Genomic DNA, 18,296 nt, shown 5'->3' with positions numbered 1-18,296 from the left:
CACATGTCCAGCACTGCCAGCGTCAGGTTACGCCCATTGGAACGGGACGATCTGTCGTTCGTCCACCAGATGGACAACAACGCCAGCGTTATGCGCTATTGGTTTGAAGAACCCTACGAAGCCTTTGTCGAGCTTTCCGATCTCTACGACAAACACATCCACGATCAGAGCGAGCGCCGCTTTATCATCGAGCACGAAGGCGCCAAGGTCGGCCTGGTGGAGCTGGTGGAGATCGATCACATCCACCGCCGCGCAGAATTCCAGATCATCATCGATCCCGCCCACCAGGGCAAAGGCTATGCCAGCACCGCCGCCCGGCTGGCGATGGACTACGGCTTCTCGGTGCTGAACCTGTACAAGCTGTACCTGATCGTCGATAAGGAGAACCCGAAGGCGATCCACATCTACAGCAAGCTGGGCTTCAACGTGGAAGGCGAGCTGATCGACGAGTTCTTCGTCAACGGCGAATACCGCACCGTGTTGCGCATGTGCATTTTCCAGCCGCAATATCTGGCGAAGTTCAAAACGCCCAATGATAAGCCGCTGGTGAAGTGACAATTCGCGAGAAAAAAGAGAAAACCCGCCCAGGCGGGTTTTTTATTGGGAAATAAGTGGCTAGTATTAAGGCATGCTATTTTATCGTCAGGAAATAATCTGATGAATACGAAAGCAAATAATATTCCTCAAGATAATTAATCGAAAAATAATTAATAGTGATAGTAAGAGTAACCCTCTGCCTCTACAAAGGAAAAATGCCATGACGACCGTCTCAAACCTGCTGCTTTTTATCGGCCTGGCGATGATCGCCATCGCCGCCGGCCTGAATGCCTATAGCGGCTACGCGCCTGCAGATCCCAATAGCACCCCGCTGTTTTCCCCGCTCTGGTGGACGCGCTGGTTCCCGCTCTATGCCTCGGGCGCTGCGTTGCTGCTGGTGGGGGTGGTGCTGCGGCTCGCCGATAAAACGCGTTAAGAGCCATGTTCTGATATGGCGCTTAGAAGTTAATTATCTTTCTTGCCCAGCCTACGCATCAGCCATCCACGCTGTGGCTTTTCGGCCGGTGGCAAATCAGCAGCGGTCTCCAAAGTGATATCAGGTACGTTTTCCTGCGCCGCAACATTGCACGCATGCTGACAATGCGCCTGATATTCCGCTTCGTTTTGATACAGGTGGGGCTGCCACTTCAGCCAGAAAGCCTTGGCGTGCTGCAGGGATCCCCATTCATTAATCGACCAAGCCACAACGAACAACGCCAAGAACAAATAGGCGAAAAAGAATAATGAAAACAAAAATATATTACTGGCAGTGGCTTCGCTGGCCCCCAACGGAAGCACGCTGGTATAGACACCGTAAGCGATAGCCAACGCACTGACGACAAAGAATATCAGCACAAAAAAGCGCTGCTTACACAACTGGTTGACATCAAGGGCAAATACTTTGTTGTCTTCATTTTTGCTAGCTGTAAGCGAAGTACGACGCAAGAAACTGTTCAACGCAAGGTCGTTCAATGCCACCGGTCCACAGCCCAAATAGTCCACTAGTTGATGCGCCACCCATACCGGCAGGCGGATCCCAATACTTTCATATAGCGCTTTAATTTGCAGCAACGTCATGCCACTCTGCGGCGCATCCCGCAATTTCTGAATACGTGACAGGACGGACACGCGTTTTACATCGCTGACGCTATCAAACTGGCAACGTCGTCGGGAATCATATCCCTTTAACCAACGTAAAAACCACCATGCCACTCCAGAGATCAGTAGGGGTAATAACTGGAGAGATAATTCTTTGATATAAACCTCATCAATATTCATGCTTATAATTTCCTTTTATAGACAGTTATTAATCCATCGATAAAACGCAGAAACAAATGAAATGATGAATTAAAAAATCACCAAGGGTACGATTTTTATCGAGAACCCTCTATATAGCATGAATAATGTAGGAAAAATAATTATGAAAGGATTTTTATTGCGATACCGAACCATATCTGCTGGACTTTAAATTCAATGAGCGGCGTAAACCCACCGGTTTGCGCCGCTCATCCCTCACCCATACCGCCCGGTAATATAGTCTTCGGTGCGGCGCTGGCGCGGCGAGGTAAAAATCGCGTCGGTGTCGTTGTATTCCACCAGCCGCCCCTGATGAATAAAGGCGGTGTAGTCGGAGACGCGCGCCGCCTGCTGCATGTTGTGCGTCACCAGCACCACGCTATAGCGCTGCTTGAGTGCGGAAATCAGCTCTTCGATGGTCAGCGTGGAGATCGGATCCAACGCCGAGGTCGGCTCGTCGAGCAGCAATACTTCCGGCTCGATGGCGATGGCGCGCGCAATCACCAGGCGCTGCTGCTGACCGCTGGACAAGCGGAACGCATTTTCACGCAGCCGGTCTTTTACCTCATGCCATAGCGCGGCGGCGCGCAGCGAACGCTCCACCGCTTCATCCAGCAAACGCCGGTCGCGCACGCCCTGCAGCCGCAGGCCGTACACCACGTTTTCATAGATCGATTTCGGGAACGGGTTCGGCCGCTGGAACACCATGCCCACCCGCCGCCGCAGCGCCGCCACGTCGATCTGCGCGCCGGAGATCGCCGCGCCGTTCAGCTGCAGTTCGCCCTCGATGCGGCAGTTGTCCACCAGATCGTTCATGCGGTTGAAACAGCGCAGCAGCGTCGATTTGCCGCAGCCCGAGGGGCCGATCAAAGCCGTCACCCGGTGCTTAGGGATACGCAGCGAAATATCGTGCAGCACCTGTTTGTCGCCATAAAACAGGTTCAGGCCGTTGACCGCCAGCGCGGTCTGTTCATCGTCGAGATGCTGGACATCCAGCCGGGGCAAACTGCCTGGCGTCATCAAACCCATTACGCACTCCCCAAAAATAGCGTCATTGTTACTGCGACCATGCTCGGTACCGCTCCCTCAACGAATGGCGGATACCCATCGCCGCCAGATTCAAACTCACCACGATCGTCACCAGCAGGAAGGCGGTGGCGAACACCAGCGGCCGCGCCGCCTCTACGCTCGGGCTCTGGAATGCCATATCGTAGATCTGGAAGCTCAAATGCATGAACTTCCGCTCCAGGTGCAGATACGGGAAAATCTCGTCCACCGGCAGCACCGGCACCGATTTCACGACCCCCACCAACATCAGCGGCGCGGTCTCCCCGGCAGCGCGCGCCACCGCCAGGATCAGGCCGGTCATCATCGCCGGCGCCGCCATTGGCAGCACGATGCGCCACAGCGTCTCGGCCCGGCTGGCGCCCAGCGCCATCGAGCCCTGCCGCAGCGAGGCGGGAATGCGCGACAGCCCTTCCTCGGTGGCGACGATCACTACCGGCAGCGTCAGCAGCGCCAGCGTCAGCGCCGCCCACAGCACGCCGGGCGTGCCGAAGGTCGGGTTGGGCAAGGATTCAGGATAGAACAGCTGATCGAGCGTGCCGCCAATCATGTAAACAAAGAAGCCGAGGCCAAAAACACCGTAGACGATCGAAGGCACCCCGGCCAGGTTGACCACCGCGATGCGGATCACCCGCGTCAGCAGATTGTTGCCGGCATACTCGTGCAGATATACCGCCGCGATCACGCCAAACGGCATCACCACGATCGACATCAGGATCACCATCAACACCGTGCCGAAAATGGCCGGGAACACCCCGCCTTCGGTATTCGCTTCGCGCGGGCTGTCGGTTAGGAACTTCTTCACCTGCTCGCCCCAGTGTGCCAGCTTCTCGGAGGTGCTCATGGCGTTCGGGTACCAGGCATCGCGCACCTGGCTGAGCGGAATGGTCAACGTCTGCCCGTGCATGTCGCGCAGCAGTAACGCATCGCGCTGGCGATCGCGGTTCAGCCCCGCCAGACGTTCGGACAACAGCTGATACTGCCGCTGCAGCTCCAGCCGCTCGGCCTTGATGGCGTCCTGTGCGCGGGCGTCCAGCTTATCGTCGCGCTGCAGGCGTTTTTCCCGCAGCCGCAGCGCGTCAAACTGCTGATTGATGCGCGCCATGTCGCGGAATTGAATGTCGTGCGCCTGGCGCGAGAGCGCGGCGATTTGCGGCAGCCTTTGCTGCAACGCCTGCCCCAGATGGCGGCCGGTCAGCGGTTGCCCGTCTTCCAGCAGCCCCGCCAGATAGCCGTAGGCGGTGCCGTGGCTGTCGCGTTCCAACACCAACAGGCTGCGCGGCGTGCTTTGGCTGCGGATATCGCTGGCCAGCAAGGTGCGGAAATCCTGCCCCTCGCGCTCGCGATTGCCGACCTTAATCAGATAGCGTTCGACGCTCTGCGCCTCGCCCGGCGGCGTAACGCCCGCCTCGGCCAGCTGGCGCCGGGAAATGCTTTGCTGCTGATACAACTCGCCAATCACCGTCACCGGTCCGGCGCCGTTCTGATTCAGTTCGAACTGATAAACCGGACTCGGCCAGAAATAGCGCATCCCCTGTCCGGCCAGCAGCAACAGAATGCCGATCAGCGCCAGCAGGCTGACGGCCACCGAACCGGCGGTCAGCCATATCCACGGCGACCCGCTCTTCACCCAGTTCTTCATGGCGCCTCCTGATTCGGCGTGTAGCGCTTGCGCAGCCGCAGGCGCACCGCCTCCGCCAGCGTGTTGAACACGAAGGTGAAGACAAACAGCACCAGCGCGGTCAGGAACAGCACGCGGTAATGGCTGCTGCCGGAGACCGCCTCCGGCATTTCAATGGCGATGTTGGCCGCCAGCGCGCGCAGCCCCTGGAACAGGCTGCCGTCGATAATCGGCGTGTTGCCGGTGGCCATCAGCACGATCATGGTTTCCCCCACCGCGCGGCCAAAGCCGATCATCAGCGCGGAGAAAATGCCGGCGCTGGCGGATGGCAGCACCACTTTGATCACCGTCTGCCACTGGGTAGCGCCCAGCGCCAAAGAACCCTGGCTCAGGGTCGCCGGCACGCTGAACAGCGCGTCCTCCGCCAGCGAGAAGATGATCGGCACCAGCGCGAAACCCATCGCCACACCCACCACCAGCGCATTGCGCTGGTCATAATTATCCCCCAGCCAGAAATGCAGCGGCTCACCGAACAACGCCACCTCCAGCCGCGGCCCCAGGTTGAGCGCCAGCCACACCGTCAACGCCAGCAGCGGCAGCAGCAACAGCAGATCGACGCCCGGCCGGCAGCGCGGCATAAAGCGATGGGTCAACGCGCCGCACAGCAGCACCGCCGCCGCCAGCAGCAGCGGCAACGCCAGCACCGCCAACAGATACTGCTCGATGATCGGCGCCAGCCAAATGCCAGCCACCAGCCCGATCACCACCGTCGGCAGCGCGCCCATCACTTCGATAGCCGGTTTGATCACCCGCCGCAGCCCCGGCGTCATAAAGTAAGCGGTATAGATGGCACCGGCCAAAGCCAGCGGGATGGCGAACAGCATCGCGTAAGCCGCCGCCTTAAAGGTGCCGAAGATCACCGGCATCAGGCTGAATTTGGGTTGGTAACTGTCTTCGCCGGAGGTGGACTGCCAGACATAGGCCGGCTGCGGGTAGTTCTCATACCACACCTTGCCCCACAACGAACGCCAGGTGACGTCCGGATACGGGTTGTCGAGCGCATAGCGTTGCCAGCCCTGCGCGCTCTCCAGCAGCAGGCCATCGCCGCGCGGCGCGAACGCCATCTGCCGCACCTCGGCGCCCAAACGGGTATTCAGCAGCGGCTGCGGTTGAATGGCGGAGAACAGCGAGAAGCCGCCATCGGGCCGCAGGGTGGCGAACACCCGGCGGTAAGGCTCAGCCACCGTCAGCTCCTGCCCGTCGGCGCCGTGGTCGAAATGCTGCACCGGCGTCAGGCGCCAGCGCCGATCTTTTTCCACCTCGAACCACTCGCGCAGATTGCCGTCGGCGCCCTTGATCAGCAGCGCGCTGCCGCCGGGCAGCGCCGTCATCTGATACGGGGCGTGTTCGCCCAAGATGCACGTTTCGCGCAGCTGCAGCTGTGCGCCGTCGATCTGGTAACGCGCCAGTCGGTTGCCGGTCAGCAGATAAAGCTGGCGGCCATCCGGCGTCAGCACCAGTTGCTCCCCGTCGTGCTCCAGCGGCCGCTCGCTGAACTGCGGCGGCCGGTCGGGGCTGAAGCGGCCGAACACCAGCCGCCGATCGTCGGTCACTCCGGCCAGCAGATACTGCCCGCGATGCGCATCCGCCAGCGACAGCAGTTTCAGCGGCTTGCGCTGTGGATCCAGCGCCAATGGCTGCTGCCCGAGCGGGAACTGCCACTGCGGCCGGCCGTTTTCCGCCGTGGCGAAATCCGCGCGCGCCACCACCAACCGGCCGTCGGCCTGCGCCAACGCGAACAGATCGCGCTCGCCGGCGGCCTGCGCGAGCAGCGTCGGTTTGGCCAACAGCGTCTGCTGCGCCAGCGGCGTCTGGGCCTGGCCGCTCGGCGCCGGCGTCAGACGATAAAATTGCCCCGCGCCCTGCGCGTCGATGCGATAACCGACGCGCTGCTGCACGTCCATGCCCAGCGCCAGCGCCGGGGCCGATACCGTGAACGGCAGCGGCTGCGCCTGGCCGAGCGAGGCGGGTTTGAACAACGGCAGCACCGCGAACAGCAGATAAACGAAGATCAGCATCAACGTCATCAGCACCATCAGCCCGCTGGCGGTCACTGCCGCCTGCACGCCGCGGTCGATGCGCCCGCGCATGCGATCTCGGGGATGTTGATTGGCCGTCGTCTGTGTCATGTGTCTCGCTGTCGCTGATGTAATCGGGCTTGCGCCGTAAGATAACCGGGCATCTTATGTCAGTTTTATGACGTTTGCATGACAAAGTTACCCGCCATAACTCAGGTTTTTTACACTGCCATCAGACAATATGAATTTGATATATTGCTGAAAAATGACCATAAACACGCTTTATAACGCCAAGAATAAGCCTGCTAACCGTCATTTCATGCTGATCATTTCACTGCCGGGCATCCCGCCGCGGGGAAAATTTATTGCCGCCGAAAAACGCCGCGCGCCAACGCAATGGATATGTTGGACTTTCCTGTCAATCTCTCGCAATAATGATGAAGGACACTAGAGCGGCATCCGGGCGCTGCGTCCCGGATCCTATTCTAAATTTGAACTGGAGTGGCAATGGGTCAGGAAAAGCTCTACATCGAAAAAGAACTAAGCTGGTTATCCTTTAATGAGCGCGTGTTGCAGGAAGCCGCAGATAAGAGCAATCCCCTGATTGAACGTATGCGTTTTCTGGGCATTTACTCCAACAACCTCGACGAGTTCTATAAAGTCCGCTTCGCCGATCTCAAACGGCGCATCCTGATCAGCGAAGAGCAAGGCTCCGCCGGTTCCTCACGCCATCTGCTGAAAAAGATCCAGGCCAAGGTGCTGAAGACCGATCAGGAGTTCGACGGTCTGTACAACGATCTGCTGCTGGAAATGGCGCGCAACCAGATCTTCCTGATCAACGAACGCCAGGTGTCCGAGAACCAGCAAATCTGGCTGCGGCAATATTTCAAACAGCACCTGCGCCAGCACATCACGCCGATCCTGATCAACCACGACACCAACCTGGTGCAGTTCCTGAAAGACGATTACACCTATCTGGCGGTGGAGATCATCCGCGGCGCGCGCATCGACTATGCGCTGCTGGAAATCCCGTCCGACAAGGTGCCGCGCTTCGTCAATCTGCCGCCGGAAGCGCCGCGCCGCCGCAAGCCGATGATCCTGCTCGACAACATCCTGCGTTACTGCCTGGACGATATCTTCAAGGGCTTCTTTGACTACGACGCGCTCAACGCCTATTCGATGAAGATGACCCGTGACGCCGAATACGATCTGGTCACCGAAATGGAATCCAGCCTGCTGGAACTGATGTCCTCCAGCCTGAAACAGCGCCTCACCGCCGAGCCGGTGCGCTTCGTTTATCAGCGCGACATGCCGAACGAGATGGTGGAGCTGCTGCGCGGCAAGCTGGGCATCTCCAACTACGATTCGGTGATCGCCGGCGGCCGCTATCACAACTTCAAAGACTTCATCAGCTTCCCGAACGTCGGCAAGGCCAATCTGGTCAACAAGCCGCTGCCGCGCCTGCGCCACATCTGGTTCGACGGTTTCCGCAACGGCTTCGACGCCATTCGCGAAAAGGACGTGCTGCTCTACTACCCGTACCACACCTTTGAACACGTGCTGGAGCTGCTGCGCCAGGCGTCGTTCGATCCGAGCGTACTGGCGATCAAAATCAACATCTACCGCGTGGCGAAAGATTCGCGCATCATCGAATCGATGATCCACGCCGCGCACAATGGCAAAAAGGTCACGGTGGTGGTCGAGCTGCAGGCGCGCTTCGACGAAGAGGCCAACATTCATTGGGCGAAGCGCCTGACCGAAGCCGGCGTGCACGTGATCTTCTCGGCGCCGGGGCTGAAAATCCACGCCAAACTGTTCCTGATTTCGCGCCGTGAAGGCGATGAAATTGTGCGCTATGCTCATATCGGTACCGGCAACTTTAACGAAAAAACCGCGCGCATCTACACCGACTATTCGCTGTTGACCGCCGACTCGCGCATCACCAACGAGGTGCGCCGGGTATTCAACTTTATCGAGAACCCCTACCGGCCGGTCACCTTCGACAACCTGATGGTGTCGCCGCAGAACTCGCGCCTGAAGTTGTATGAGCTGATCGATAACGAAATCGCCAACGCCCAGGCCGGGGAACAAGCCGGCATTATGTTGAAAATAAATAATCTGGTGGATAAAGGGCTGGTAGATCGGTTATATACCGCGTCCGGCGCCGGCGTGAAGATCCGCCTGCTGGTGCGGGGCATGTGTTCCCTGATTCCCAACCTGCCGGGGATCAGCGACAATATTCAGGTGATCAGCATCGTCGATCGCTTTTTGGAACACGATCGGGTTTACGTTTTCGACAACAAAGGTGACAAACGGGTGTATCTGTCCTCCGCCGACTGGATGACCCGCAACATAGATTACCGTATCGAAGTGGCGGTATCGCTGCTGGATCCGGCGCTGAAACAGCGCGTTCTGGACATTCTGGAGATCCTGTTCAGTGATACGGTCAAGGCCCGTTATGTGGATAAAGAACTGAGCAACCAGTACGTGCCGCGCGGCAACCGCCGCAAAGTGCGCGCCCAGGTGGCTATTTACGAGTATTTAAAAGCTCTGGAACAACCAGGACAGTAGGCCAGCAACTATGCCGCTAAAAAACACTGCAACGAACAAACCGCAGGAAATCGCCGCCATCGACCTCGGGTCGAACAGTTTCCACATGGTGATCGCCCGCGTCGTCAACGGCGCCTTACAGGTATTGGGCCGTTTAAAACAGCGGGTGCATCTCGCCGACGGATTGGACAGCAACAACGTACTCAGTGAAGAGGCGATAGAACGCGGCCTGGCCTGCCTGGCGCTGTTTGCCGAACGGCTGCAGGGCTTCCCGGCGGATAACGTCACCATCGTCGGGACCCACACCCTGCGCCAGGCGGTGAACGCCGAAGTGTTCCTCAAGCGCGCCGCCAAAGTGATCCCCTACCCGATCGAAATCATCGCCGGCCAGGAAGAAGCGCGCCTGATCTTCATGGGCGTGGAGCACACTCAACCGGAGAAAGGCCGCAAGCTGGTGATCGACATCGGCGGCGGCTCCACCGAGCTGGTGATCGGCGAAGACTTCGAGCCGCTGCTGGCGGAAAGCCGCCGCATGGGCTGCGTCAGCTTCGCCCAGCTGTTCTTCCCGGGCGGCGAGATCAGCAAAAACAACTTCCGCCGCGCGCGGCTGGCGGCGGCGCAGAAGCTGGAAACGCTGGCCTGGCAGTACCGCATTCAGGGCTGGCAGTACGCGCTGGGCGCCTCGGGCACCATCAAGGCCGCCCACGAAGTGCTGGTAGCGATGGGTGAAAAAGACGGTCTGATCACCCTGGAACGCCTGGAAATGCTCGCCGAACAGGTGCTGCAGTTCAAAAGCTTCAGCTCGCTGAGCCTGCCGGGGCTGTCGGAAGATCGCCAATCGGTGTTCGTGCCGGGGCTGGCTATCCTGTGCGGCGTGTTCGATGCGCTGGCGATCCGCGATCTGCGCCTGTCTGACGGCGCGCTGCGTGAAGGCGTGCTGTATGAAATGGAAGGCCGTTTCCGCCACCAGGACATCCGCAGCCGCACCGCCAAAAGCCTGGCCGATCACTACAACATCGACCGCGAACAGGCCAAGCGGGTGCTGGAAACCACCGAGCTGCTCTATTCGCAGTGGATGGCGCAAAACACCAAGCTGGTGCATCCGCAATTGGAAGCCCTGCTGAAATGGGCCGCCATGCTGCACGAAGTGGGGCTGAGCATCAACCACAGCGGCATGCATCGCCATTCGGCCTACATTCTGCAAAACTCCAACCTGCCTGGCTTTAACCAAGAACAGCAGCTGCTGTTGGCGGCGTTGGTGCGTTTCCACCGCAAGGCGATCAAGCTGGAAGAGCTGCCGCGCCTCAACCTGTTCAAAAAGAAACACTACCTGCCGCTGATCCAGCTGCTGCGTCTGAGCACCCTGCTCAACAACCAGCGCCAGTCGACCACCACGCCGGAAACGCTGCGCCTGACCACCGACGACAACCACTGGACGCTGCGCTTCCCGGCCGGCTACCTGGCGCAAAACAACCTGGTGCAGCTGGACTTCGAGCGCGAGCAGGCCTACTGGAACGACGTCGTCGGCTGGAAGCTGCTGATCGACGAAGAAGGTTCGCAAGACGAACAGCGCTCCGCCTGATCCCGCGCCCCCTGCCAGCCAGGGGGTTTTTCTTTCCGCCCCCGCTCCGCCAACCTAAACGAAACCCTAATACGGCGCGCCGCTCGCCGGAAAAAAATGGACAACTTTTGTCATCAGCGCCTAAAATCCGGTTACAAATTCTCGAGCGAATAACACAGGACACCGGCATACCGGGTGATATATGCGCAAGAAAACCACCGGACAGATGACGAAGATAGTGTTGTTTATCAGCTTTATCATTTTAGTCGGCCGACTGCTGTACGCCGCCGTGGTGGCGGTGCCTCATCATCAGGAAAAAAAGCAGGCCGCTGCGCAAAACGCCGCCGAAGTCAGCGCGCCGCAACAGGACGCCTCCTCTGAATAACCGCCGCGCCCCGTCCGTTTCATAAAAATGACTCCGGCACTCGCTATGCTCTATCTTTTAATGAGCCTGCGTCAGGAACGCCGAGCGCCCGTTAAGGAACACCATGTCAGCCGCAACCCATAACGTCAAAAAAGTCGCTGAACACCGCCAGCGCATTCTCACTCTGTTGTTGAACAATAAGGAATTGGTCGACGGCATTCTCGGCCGGCCAGGGGATGAACACGCCCTCAGCCAAAGCGAACTGCTGAACCAAACGGCGGAAATTACCGGCCTGCTTGACGACATGCACGCCGCCGACCTGGCGGACTTGCTGGAGGCGCTGCCGCAGGACGAACGCATGGCGCTGTGGCGGCTGGTGGGCAACAGCAAGCGCGGCCAGACGCTGGTGGAAGTCGCCGAACCGGTCTGGGACAGCCTGATCGAAGAAATGAGCGATAAAGACCTGCTCAAAGCGATCAAAACGCTGGACGTGGACGAACAGGCCTATCTGGCACAATACCTGCCGCGTAACCTGATGGGCCGGTTGCTGACCTCGCTGGAGCCGGAGCAGCGCGCTCAGGTGCGCGAGATGAGCCAGTACGCCAAAGACAGCGTCGGCTGGATGATGGATTTCGAACTGGTGACGGTGCGGCCGGACGTCACGCTCGGCGCGGTGCACCGTTTTTTGCGCATGCGCAAAACCATTCCCGACGCCACCGATAAACTGTTCGTCACCGATCGCAAAAACACCCTGCTGGGCGAACTGCCGCTCACCGCGGTGCTGCTGAACGACCCGGAAATCCCGGTGCGCGAAGTGATGGACAGCGATCCCGCCACCTTTCAGCCTGAGGACAAGGCCGATGAAGCGGCCGGCGCGTTCGAACGTTATGACCTGATCAGCGCCCCGGTGGTTGACGCCAAAGGTAAACTGATGGGCCGCCTGACCATCGAAGAGATCGTCGACGCCGTCAACGAAGAGAGCGACACCAACCTGCGCCGCATGGGCGGTTTAAGCCCGGAAGAAGACGTGTTCGCCCCGGTCAGCAAAGCGGTCAAAACCCGCTGGGCCTGGCTGGCGATCAACCTCTGTACCGCATTCATCGCCTCGCGGGTGATCGGCCTGTTCGAGCACACTATTTCCCAGCTGGTGGCGCTGGCGGCGCTGATGCCGATCGTCGCCGGCATCGGCGGCAACACCGGCAACCAGACCATCACCATGATCGTGCGCGCGCTGGCGCTGCACCAGATCGAAGTCGGCAACATCTCGCGCCTGATGCTCAGAGAGCTGGGCGTCGCCATCATCAACGGCGTGGTGTGGGGCGGCATCATGGGCGTGATCACCTGGCTGCTGTACGGCGACGCGGCGATGGGCGGCGTGATGACGTTGGCGATGCTGCTCAACCTGCTGCTGGCGGCGCTAATGGGCGTGGTGATCCCGATGACCATGCTCAAACTGGGCCGCGATCCGGCGGTCGGCTCGAGCGTGCTCATCACCGCGCTGACCGATACCGGCGGCTTTTTCATCTTCCTCGGTCTCGCCACCCTGTTCCTGCTGTAAGACGCTCAAAGCCGGCCCCGCGCCGGCTTTTTCGTCATTCTGTCGCCGGGTTTGCGCTAACGCAGTAAAGTCGGCCCTCCCGGTAGGTTTTCCTCCCGCGCTGTACTACCCTTTTTCAATAAATCATCTTGATTCATCCACGTCATGAATCCAATCACTGGCAGAGGTCATCGGTAAGGATGTCTATGGATATCAGCGCGCCGAACGCGTTCGGCACACACAAAGGCGTTATGCTGACACATTCTCTGTTCGTGGCGCTGGCGACATTTTTGCTCGCCTTGCTGAGCCTGTCGTTATCCAGTGAGGCTCATCACTTCACGCCGCTGTGGTTCCCGACCGCCGCCGCGATCGCCGTGTTGTATCGCCATCCCCCGCGTCATTGGGGTTTGCCGCTGCTGGCCAGCGGCACAGGCATCGTGCTCGCCAGCTTCCTGCTGTTCGGCCTCAGCGCCATTCCCGTCAAGCTGGCCGCCATCAACCTGCTGGAAGCGGCAGTGTGCGCTCTGCTGCTGCGCCGCACGCTGCCGGCGATCGATCCGCTGAGCGATCTGGGCTGTTGGCTGCGCTTCGTGGTCTGCGCGGTGATCTTTACCCCGTTGTTCAGCGCGCTGCTGGCCGCCGGACTGACCCCCACGCCGAACCAGACGTTTTGGCAATCGTTCGGCACCTGGTTCATCTCTGAGGCGATAGGGGTGCTGTCGCTGGCGCCGCTCGGGCTCACCTATCACCGCCGTCTGTTGGCCGGGCTGAATCCGTATCCGCTGCTGTTGACCCTGATGGGCTCGCTGGCCTTCAGCTATCTGGCGCTGACGCATCTGCCCTTCCCCTTTACCTTCGTCATCCTGCCGCTGCTGTGGGCGGCTATCGCCCTGTCGCGCTTCGAAACCTTCACCGTCTGTTTCTGCACTCTCCTGCTGATCACCGTCCTGCTGTCGCTGGGCCTGCTGCGCCTTCAGTCTTCCCAGCACACTTTCCTGGGTGAACTCGGCCTCTATCTGCCGATGTTGCTGATCCTGATCCCGGCGCACGCCATGGCGATGGTGATGCACACCTTCCGGGTGGAAAAGCAACATATCGTCGAGAGCGAAAGCCGCTTTCGCAGCGCGCTGGAGTATTCCGCCATCGGTATGGCGCTGGTGTCGCCGGAGGGCAAATGGCTGCAGGTTAACCAGGCGCTGTGCAAGCTGCTCGGCTATCCGCCCGAAAGACTTTATCGCCTGACCTTTCAAGAGATCACTCACCCGGACGATCTGAACGCCGACCTGACCCAACTGCACGAACTGCTCGACGGCCATATCAGCAGCTACACCATGGAAAAGCGCTATATCCGCAGCGACGGCCAGACGGTCTGGGCGCTGCTGGCGGTCTCGCTGGTGCGCGACGGCGAAGGCCGGCCGTTGTACTTCATCTCTCAGGTGGAGGACATCAGCGACCTTAAGCGCAGCGAGGCGGAGAACAACCGGTTGGTGGAGCGCATCACGCTGGCCAACCAGGTGGGCGGCGTCGGCATCTGGGAATGGGTGATGAGCCAGGAAAACTTCACCTGGGATCAGCGCATGTTCGAACTCTACGATCTCACCCCCGACCAAACGCCGACGCTGGCGTTGTGGCGCACCCTGCTGGTGCCGGAAGATCGCGAGCGCACCGATCGCGAGCTGGCCGAGATCCTGGCGCAGCCGCGGCCATTCATCATGGAATTTCGCATCATCACGCGCAGCGGCAAACTGCGCCATATCCGCGGCCAGGGCAACGTGATCCTCGACGACCAAGGCCGCCCGCTGCGCCTGATCGGCACCAATATCGACATGACCGAACTCAAGAGCCTCGCCGAGGCGCTGCACGAAGAGAAAGAGCGCCTGCACATCACCCTCGACGCCATCGGCGAAGGGGTGATCTCCACCGACAGCCACCAGCGCATCACCTTTATGAATCCGGTGGCGGAACAGATGTGCGGCTGGCCGCTCGACCTGGCGATCGGCATGCCCGTCGCCGGCGTGGTGCGCCTGACCAACGGCAAAGACGGCCCGGAAATCGAAAACCTCACGCAATACCCACGGCAATGGCCGGCGGATTATGCGCTGGTGCTGCACAGCCGCGACGGGCGTTATTTCGACGTACAGCAGTCGGTCTCACCGCTGAAAACCCTCGACGGGGAAACCATGGGTGCGGTGATGGTGCTGCAGGACGTCACCGCCTCGCGCGAACTGATGAAAAAACTCAGCTACAGCGCCTCGCACGATGCGCTGACCGGATTGCCGAACCGCACCCGCTTCGAGAAACAGCTGAAAGCGGCGATCGTCGCCGGCGGGGAACCGTCGTCGCCGCATTCGCTGGTGTTCCTCGATCTGGATCGGTTCAAGGCGGTGAACGACACCGCCGGCCATGCGGCGGGCGATGCCCTGCTGCGGGACATCGCCCAGCTGATGCGGCATCAGCTGCGCCATAGCGATTGCCTGGCCCGGCTGGGCGGCGACGAGTTCGGTCTGATCCTGTACGACTGCCGGCTGGAACAGGCCAAATCGCTGGTGCAGCAAGTGGTTAATCAAATCAGCCAGCACCCGTTCTACTGGGAAGGGAAGATTTACCGCGTCGGCGCCAGCGCCAGCATCACGCACATCAGCGCCGACGCCAAAAGCAGCGAACTGCTGGCGCAGGCCGATATCGCCTGCTACACCGCCAAGCACCAGGGGCGCGGCCAGGTTTATCTGTACGAAACGCGGCAGAAACAGCTGCTGGAGCGGCAGCACGAGGTGCTGAGCCTGCAGGAAGTGCAGACGATCATCAGCGAGGGGCAACTGCGGCTGCTGACTCACGCGGTCGCGCCGCCGGCGACGCCGCTGTCGGCCGCGTTTCACCAGGTAACACTGCAGGTGATGGCGCCGGACGACCGCCCGCTGTCGCACGAGGCGTTCATCGCCGCCGCGCAGCTGTACGGCCTGATGCCGGACATCGACCGCTGGACGGCGGCGCAACTGCTGGTGAAATATGCCGACGACATCAAACGCAAAGGGCTGTCGCTCGCGCTGCCGCTGGCCATCGACAGCCTGCTGAGCGCCGACTTCCAGCGCTACCTGACGGAAACGGTGCGCGCTTCCTCGCTGCCGCCGCAGGCGCTGCTGTTCAGCGTCGATGAGGCCGCGATACTGGAGCACGCCGCGCAGTGTCGAGCATTTCTCCGCGAACTGCAGCAGCAGGGCTGCCGGCTGATCGTCAACGGCTTCGGACATAACATCAATGCGTTCGATGAACTCAGCGATCAGAAGATCGACATCATTCGCATCGATGAGCGCTTTATCACCAACGTGCACTGCAACCAGATGGACGAGCTGATGGTCTCGATGCTCAACGGCGCGGCGCATCGCATTAAAGCGCAGACCTTCGCCGGGCCGGCTCACCAGCCGGTGACGCTGCAGGCGCTGCGCGATATCGGCGTCGATCTGGCGGACGGCGACCAGGTGGCGCTGGAGCAGCCGCTGGCGGTGTTGCTCAGCGACGGCTATTTCGGCATCCGTTAACCTTCTCCCCCCTCTCAGGCGCCGTCTCCCGGGCGGCGCCTCGCATCTCGTTCGTTACATGATATTAACCAAGACAAGATTAGTGATATAAATAACACCTGAAGCTTAAACGATTAAGTAAGATGAAGCGCCCATGCGACTATCAGCGTTTCCGTTGATTTTCCTCGGCAGGTGATGGCTCAGGGATAAGGGACTATGGAAAAGAAATGGTTTTCCGCCAGGGAACTGATGGGTAAGGCGGGGTTGCCTTCAACTCCGCAAGGGGTCAATTTGATGGCCCGGCGTGAAGGCTGGGTCAGCCGCCGCCGCAGCGGCGTACAGGGCAAAGCGCTGGAATACCATATCGACAGTCTGCCGTTCGGCGCGCGCAGCCTGTCGGCGTTGCGCGAAACCGACCATCCGGATTACGACGTCAAACGCCAGGATCCGATACGGGTCTGGATCGAGTATTACTACCACCTGACGCCGGCCGAGCGGGAAAAGCTGCTGGCGTTCCTGATGCGCGAGGGCATGAGCCGCCTGCTGCAGCTGATCGACACCCCTCGCTAGCTCTGCGTTCAACTCTCCCCTTCCGGCGCCCAGCCGCCGTTGTGCCACAGATGCAGCGTGGCGTAAGAACGCCACGGGCGCCAACGTTCAGCGTAGCGTTCTATCTGGCGCGGCGTCATGCCGGGAAAACGCTGTTTGATCAGGTAATCGCCGGCCAGGAACACGTCCGGCCACGACCAGGCGCGCATCGCGATATAGCTGGCGGTCCAGCTGCCGATGCCCGGCAGCGCGGTCAGCGCCTCGATGCCCTGTTCGATATCCAGCACGTTATCGAGCTGCAGCCGCCCTTCGCCCAGCGCGCGGGCGATCTCGATCAGCGCCGCCGCGCGCTTCAGCTGCACCCCGAGCGGGCGCAGTTCTTCGGGCTGCAGCTGCGCCACCCGTTCTGCGGTGGGGAAGACATGGGTGATGCCCTCATGCGGCGTCGCCAGGGCTTCCCCCCAGCGTTCAGCCATCCGCCCGGCGAAGGTCGCCGCCATTTTCACGCTGACCAACTGCCCCAGCACCGCCCGCGCCGCCTGCTCGAAACTGTTCACGCAGCCCGGCAGGCGCAGCCCCGGCGCATCGGCCGCCAGCGAGCCCAGCGCCTCATTGATGCGATCCGGCGCGGCATCCAGATCAAACAGCAGGCGCACCCGGCGCAACACCTCCGTCGTCACCAGACTGAGCGCAGGCGCGATCTCGACCCGAACCCGATTGCGCGTTTCTTCCGGCTGCACGCTGACCCAGCCGCGGTGTTCCGTGCCGCCCTGGCTGACGGCGATCGAGCGCAGGTAGCGGCGTCCGTCGACCCGCTCCACGCCCTGCACGGCGCGCGCCTGCAAGAAATTCAGCATGCGCTCCCAGTCATAGGGCGGCCGATAGCCCAGGTGAAACACCAGCCCGCTGGCGGCGGCCCGTTCACCGCGCGCGCCGCCGCTGCGCAGCGCTGACGGTATCAGGCGATAGCGCGCCTTGAACAGCTCATTGAAACGCCGCAGGCTGCCGAAACCGGCGGCGAACGCCACTTCGCTGAGCGGCAGATCGGTGTCCGCCAGCAGGCGCTTGGCCTGCAGCAACCGGTGCGACTGCGCGTAATCGATCGGCGAGGCGCCAAACTGTTCGGCGAAGATGCGCCGCAGATGGCGATCGGAAATGCCCAGCCGCGCCGCCAGCGCTTCGCAACTGTGTTCGGACAGATAGCCCTGCTCGATGAGCTGCACCGCCACCTGCGCATAGCGGTTGCCCAGATCGATCAGCGCCAGGCCGGGCGCCAGTTCCGGTCGGCATTTGAGGCAGGGGCGAAACCCCGCCAGTTCAGCCGCCGCCGCGCTCGGATAAAAGGTGCAGTTTTCCAGCTTCGGCGTGCGGGCGCTGCACACCGGGCGACAATAGATGCCGGTGGAAGAGACGCCGACGAAAAAACGGCCGTCGAATTTGCGGTCACGCGCGCGCAGCGCGTCGTACAACGCTTGCTGTTGAGTATTCATGGCAACGCTCGGGTTCGGTTTTTTCTGCATTATGGGACTCGGCTAGCGCGCTGACGTGCGGAATTCGGACATTAAGTTAAGCACGCCGCCGCCGCGCCCGCTAAATTTTTCGACACTCGCGCATTGGCGCATT

Annotated in this window: 13 protein-coding genes; 8 read left to right on the top strand and 5 right to left on the bottom strand. The window is 60.6% G+C overall.

What is annotated here, in order from left to right:
* Positions 1 to 3: 3 nt before the first annotated feature.
* Positions 4 to 555, top strand: a complete 552-nt coding sequence (gene speG, locus MMS95_RS11950; RefSeq protein ID WP_004941631.1) for a spermidine N1-acetyltransferase — start codon at positions 4 to 6, stop codon at positions 553 to 555.
* A gap of 202 nt (positions 556 to 757) precedes the next feature.
* The gene (locus tag MMS95_RS11945; RefSeq protein ID WP_242141731.1) at positions 758 to 973 is read left to right on the top strand and encodes a hypothetical protein; all 216 of its coding nucleotides are present in this window, start codon (positions 758 to 760) and stop codon (positions 971 to 973) included.
* A 29-nt stretch (positions 974 to 1,002) separates the two neighbouring features.
* On the opposite strand, the gene MMS95_RS11940 is transcribed toward MMS95_RS11945, so the two are convergent.
* The 4 genes from MMS95_RS11940 to MMS95_RS11925 form a co-directional block, all read right to left on the bottom strand.
* Positions 1,003 to 1,815 (bottom strand): hypothetical protein, encoded by an 813-nt coding sequence (locus tag MMS95_RS11940; RefSeq protein ID WP_242141730.1) that lies wholly within the window; start codon positions 1,813 to 1,815, stop codon positions 1,003 to 1,005.
* Between the two features lie 234 nt (positions 1,816 to 2,049).
* Positions 2,050 to 2,862: a phosphate ABC transporter ATP-binding protein PstB gene (gene pstB / locus MMS95_RS11935; RefSeq protein ID WP_004941613.1), complete on the bottom strand. Its 813-nt coding sequence runs from the start codon at positions 2,860 to 2,862 to the stop codon at positions 2,050 to 2,052.
* A gap of 28 nt (positions 2,863 to 2,890) precedes the next feature.
* On the bottom strand, positions 2,891 to 4,540 hold the full coding sequence (pstA, locus tag MMS95_RS11930) for a phosphate ABC transporter permease PstA (protein ID WP_099982099.1): 1,650 nt from the start codon (positions 4,538 to 4,540) through the stop codon (positions 2,891 to 2,893).
* On the bottom strand, positions 4,537 to 6,708 hold the full coding sequence (locus tag MMS95_RS11925; protein WP_242141729.1) for an ABC transporter permease subunit: 2,172 nt from the start codon (positions 6,706 to 6,708) through the stop codon (positions 4,537 to 4,539). The genes pstA and MMS95_RS11925 overlap by 4 nt, the downstream gene beginning before the upstream one ends.
* 396 nt (positions 6,709 to 7,104) lie before the next feature.
* Here MMS95_RS11925 and ppk1 point away from each other — a divergent pair, with 396 nt between their 5' ends.
* From ppk1 to MMS95_RS11895, 6 genes are all read left to right on the top strand, one after another.
* Complete coding sequence (gene ppk1 / locus MMS95_RS11920; RefSeq protein WP_004941606.1) at positions 7,105 to 9,168, top strand: polyphosphate kinase 1; 2,064 nt, start codon at positions 7,105 to 7,107, stop codon at positions 9,166 to 9,168.
* Positions 9,169 to 9,178: 10 nt separating this feature from the next.
* Positions 9,179 to 10,729: an exopolyphosphatase gene (gene ppx / locus MMS95_RS11915; RefSeq protein WP_033632396.1), complete on the top strand. Its 1,551-nt coding sequence runs from the start codon at positions 9,179 to 9,181 to the stop codon at positions 10,727 to 10,729.
* Positions 10,730 to 10,910: 181 nt separating this feature from the next.
* On the top strand, positions 10,911 to 11,093 hold the full coding sequence (locus MMS95_RS11910) for a YfgG family protein (protein ID WP_004941600.1): 183 nt from the start codon (positions 10,911 to 10,913) through the stop codon (positions 11,091 to 11,093).
* A gap of 103 nt (positions 11,094 to 11,196) precedes the next feature.
* Positions 11,197 to 12,630 carry a magnesium transporter gene (gene mgtE, locus MMS95_RS11905; RefSeq protein ID WP_004941597.1) on the top strand — a complete coding sequence of 478 codons (1,434 nt, stop codon included), beginning with the start codon at positions 11,197 to 11,199 and terminating at the stop codon, positions 12,628 to 12,630.
* Positions 12,631 to 12,860: 230 nt separating this feature from the next.
* Positions 12,861 to 16,145 (top strand): diguanylate cyclase, encoded by a 3,285-nt coding sequence (locus MMS95_RS11900; protein ID WP_242141728.1) that lies wholly within the window; start codon positions 12,861 to 12,863, stop codon positions 16,143 to 16,145.
* A gap of 195 nt (positions 16,146 to 16,340) precedes the next feature.
* The gene (locus MMS95_RS11895; protein ID WP_004941591.1) at positions 16,341 to 16,694 is read left to right on the top strand and encodes a DNA-binding protein; all 354 of its coding nucleotides are present in this window, start codon (positions 16,341 to 16,343) and stop codon (positions 16,692 to 16,694) included.
* Positions 16,695 to 16,702: 8 nt separating this feature from the next.
* Here MMS95_RS11895 and alkA read toward each other — a convergent pair whose 3' ends face one another.
* Positions 16,703 to 18,193: a DNA-3-methyladenine glycosylase 2 gene (gene alkA / locus MMS95_RS11890; protein WP_242141727.1), complete on the bottom strand. Its 1,491-nt coding sequence runs from the start codon at positions 18,191 to 18,193 to the stop codon at positions 16,703 to 16,705.
* Between the last annotated feature and the right edge of the window lie 103 nt (positions 18,194 to 18,296).

The organism is Serratia sp. PGPR-27, from assembly GCF_022678525.1.
GTDB lineage: Bacteria > Pseudomonadota > Gammaproteobacteria > Enterobacterales > Enterobacteriaceae > Serratia > Serratia nematodiphila.
The sequence above is the reverse complement of the archived record's forward strand: the minus strand, read 5'-3'. Positions and strand labels throughout refer to the sequence as shown.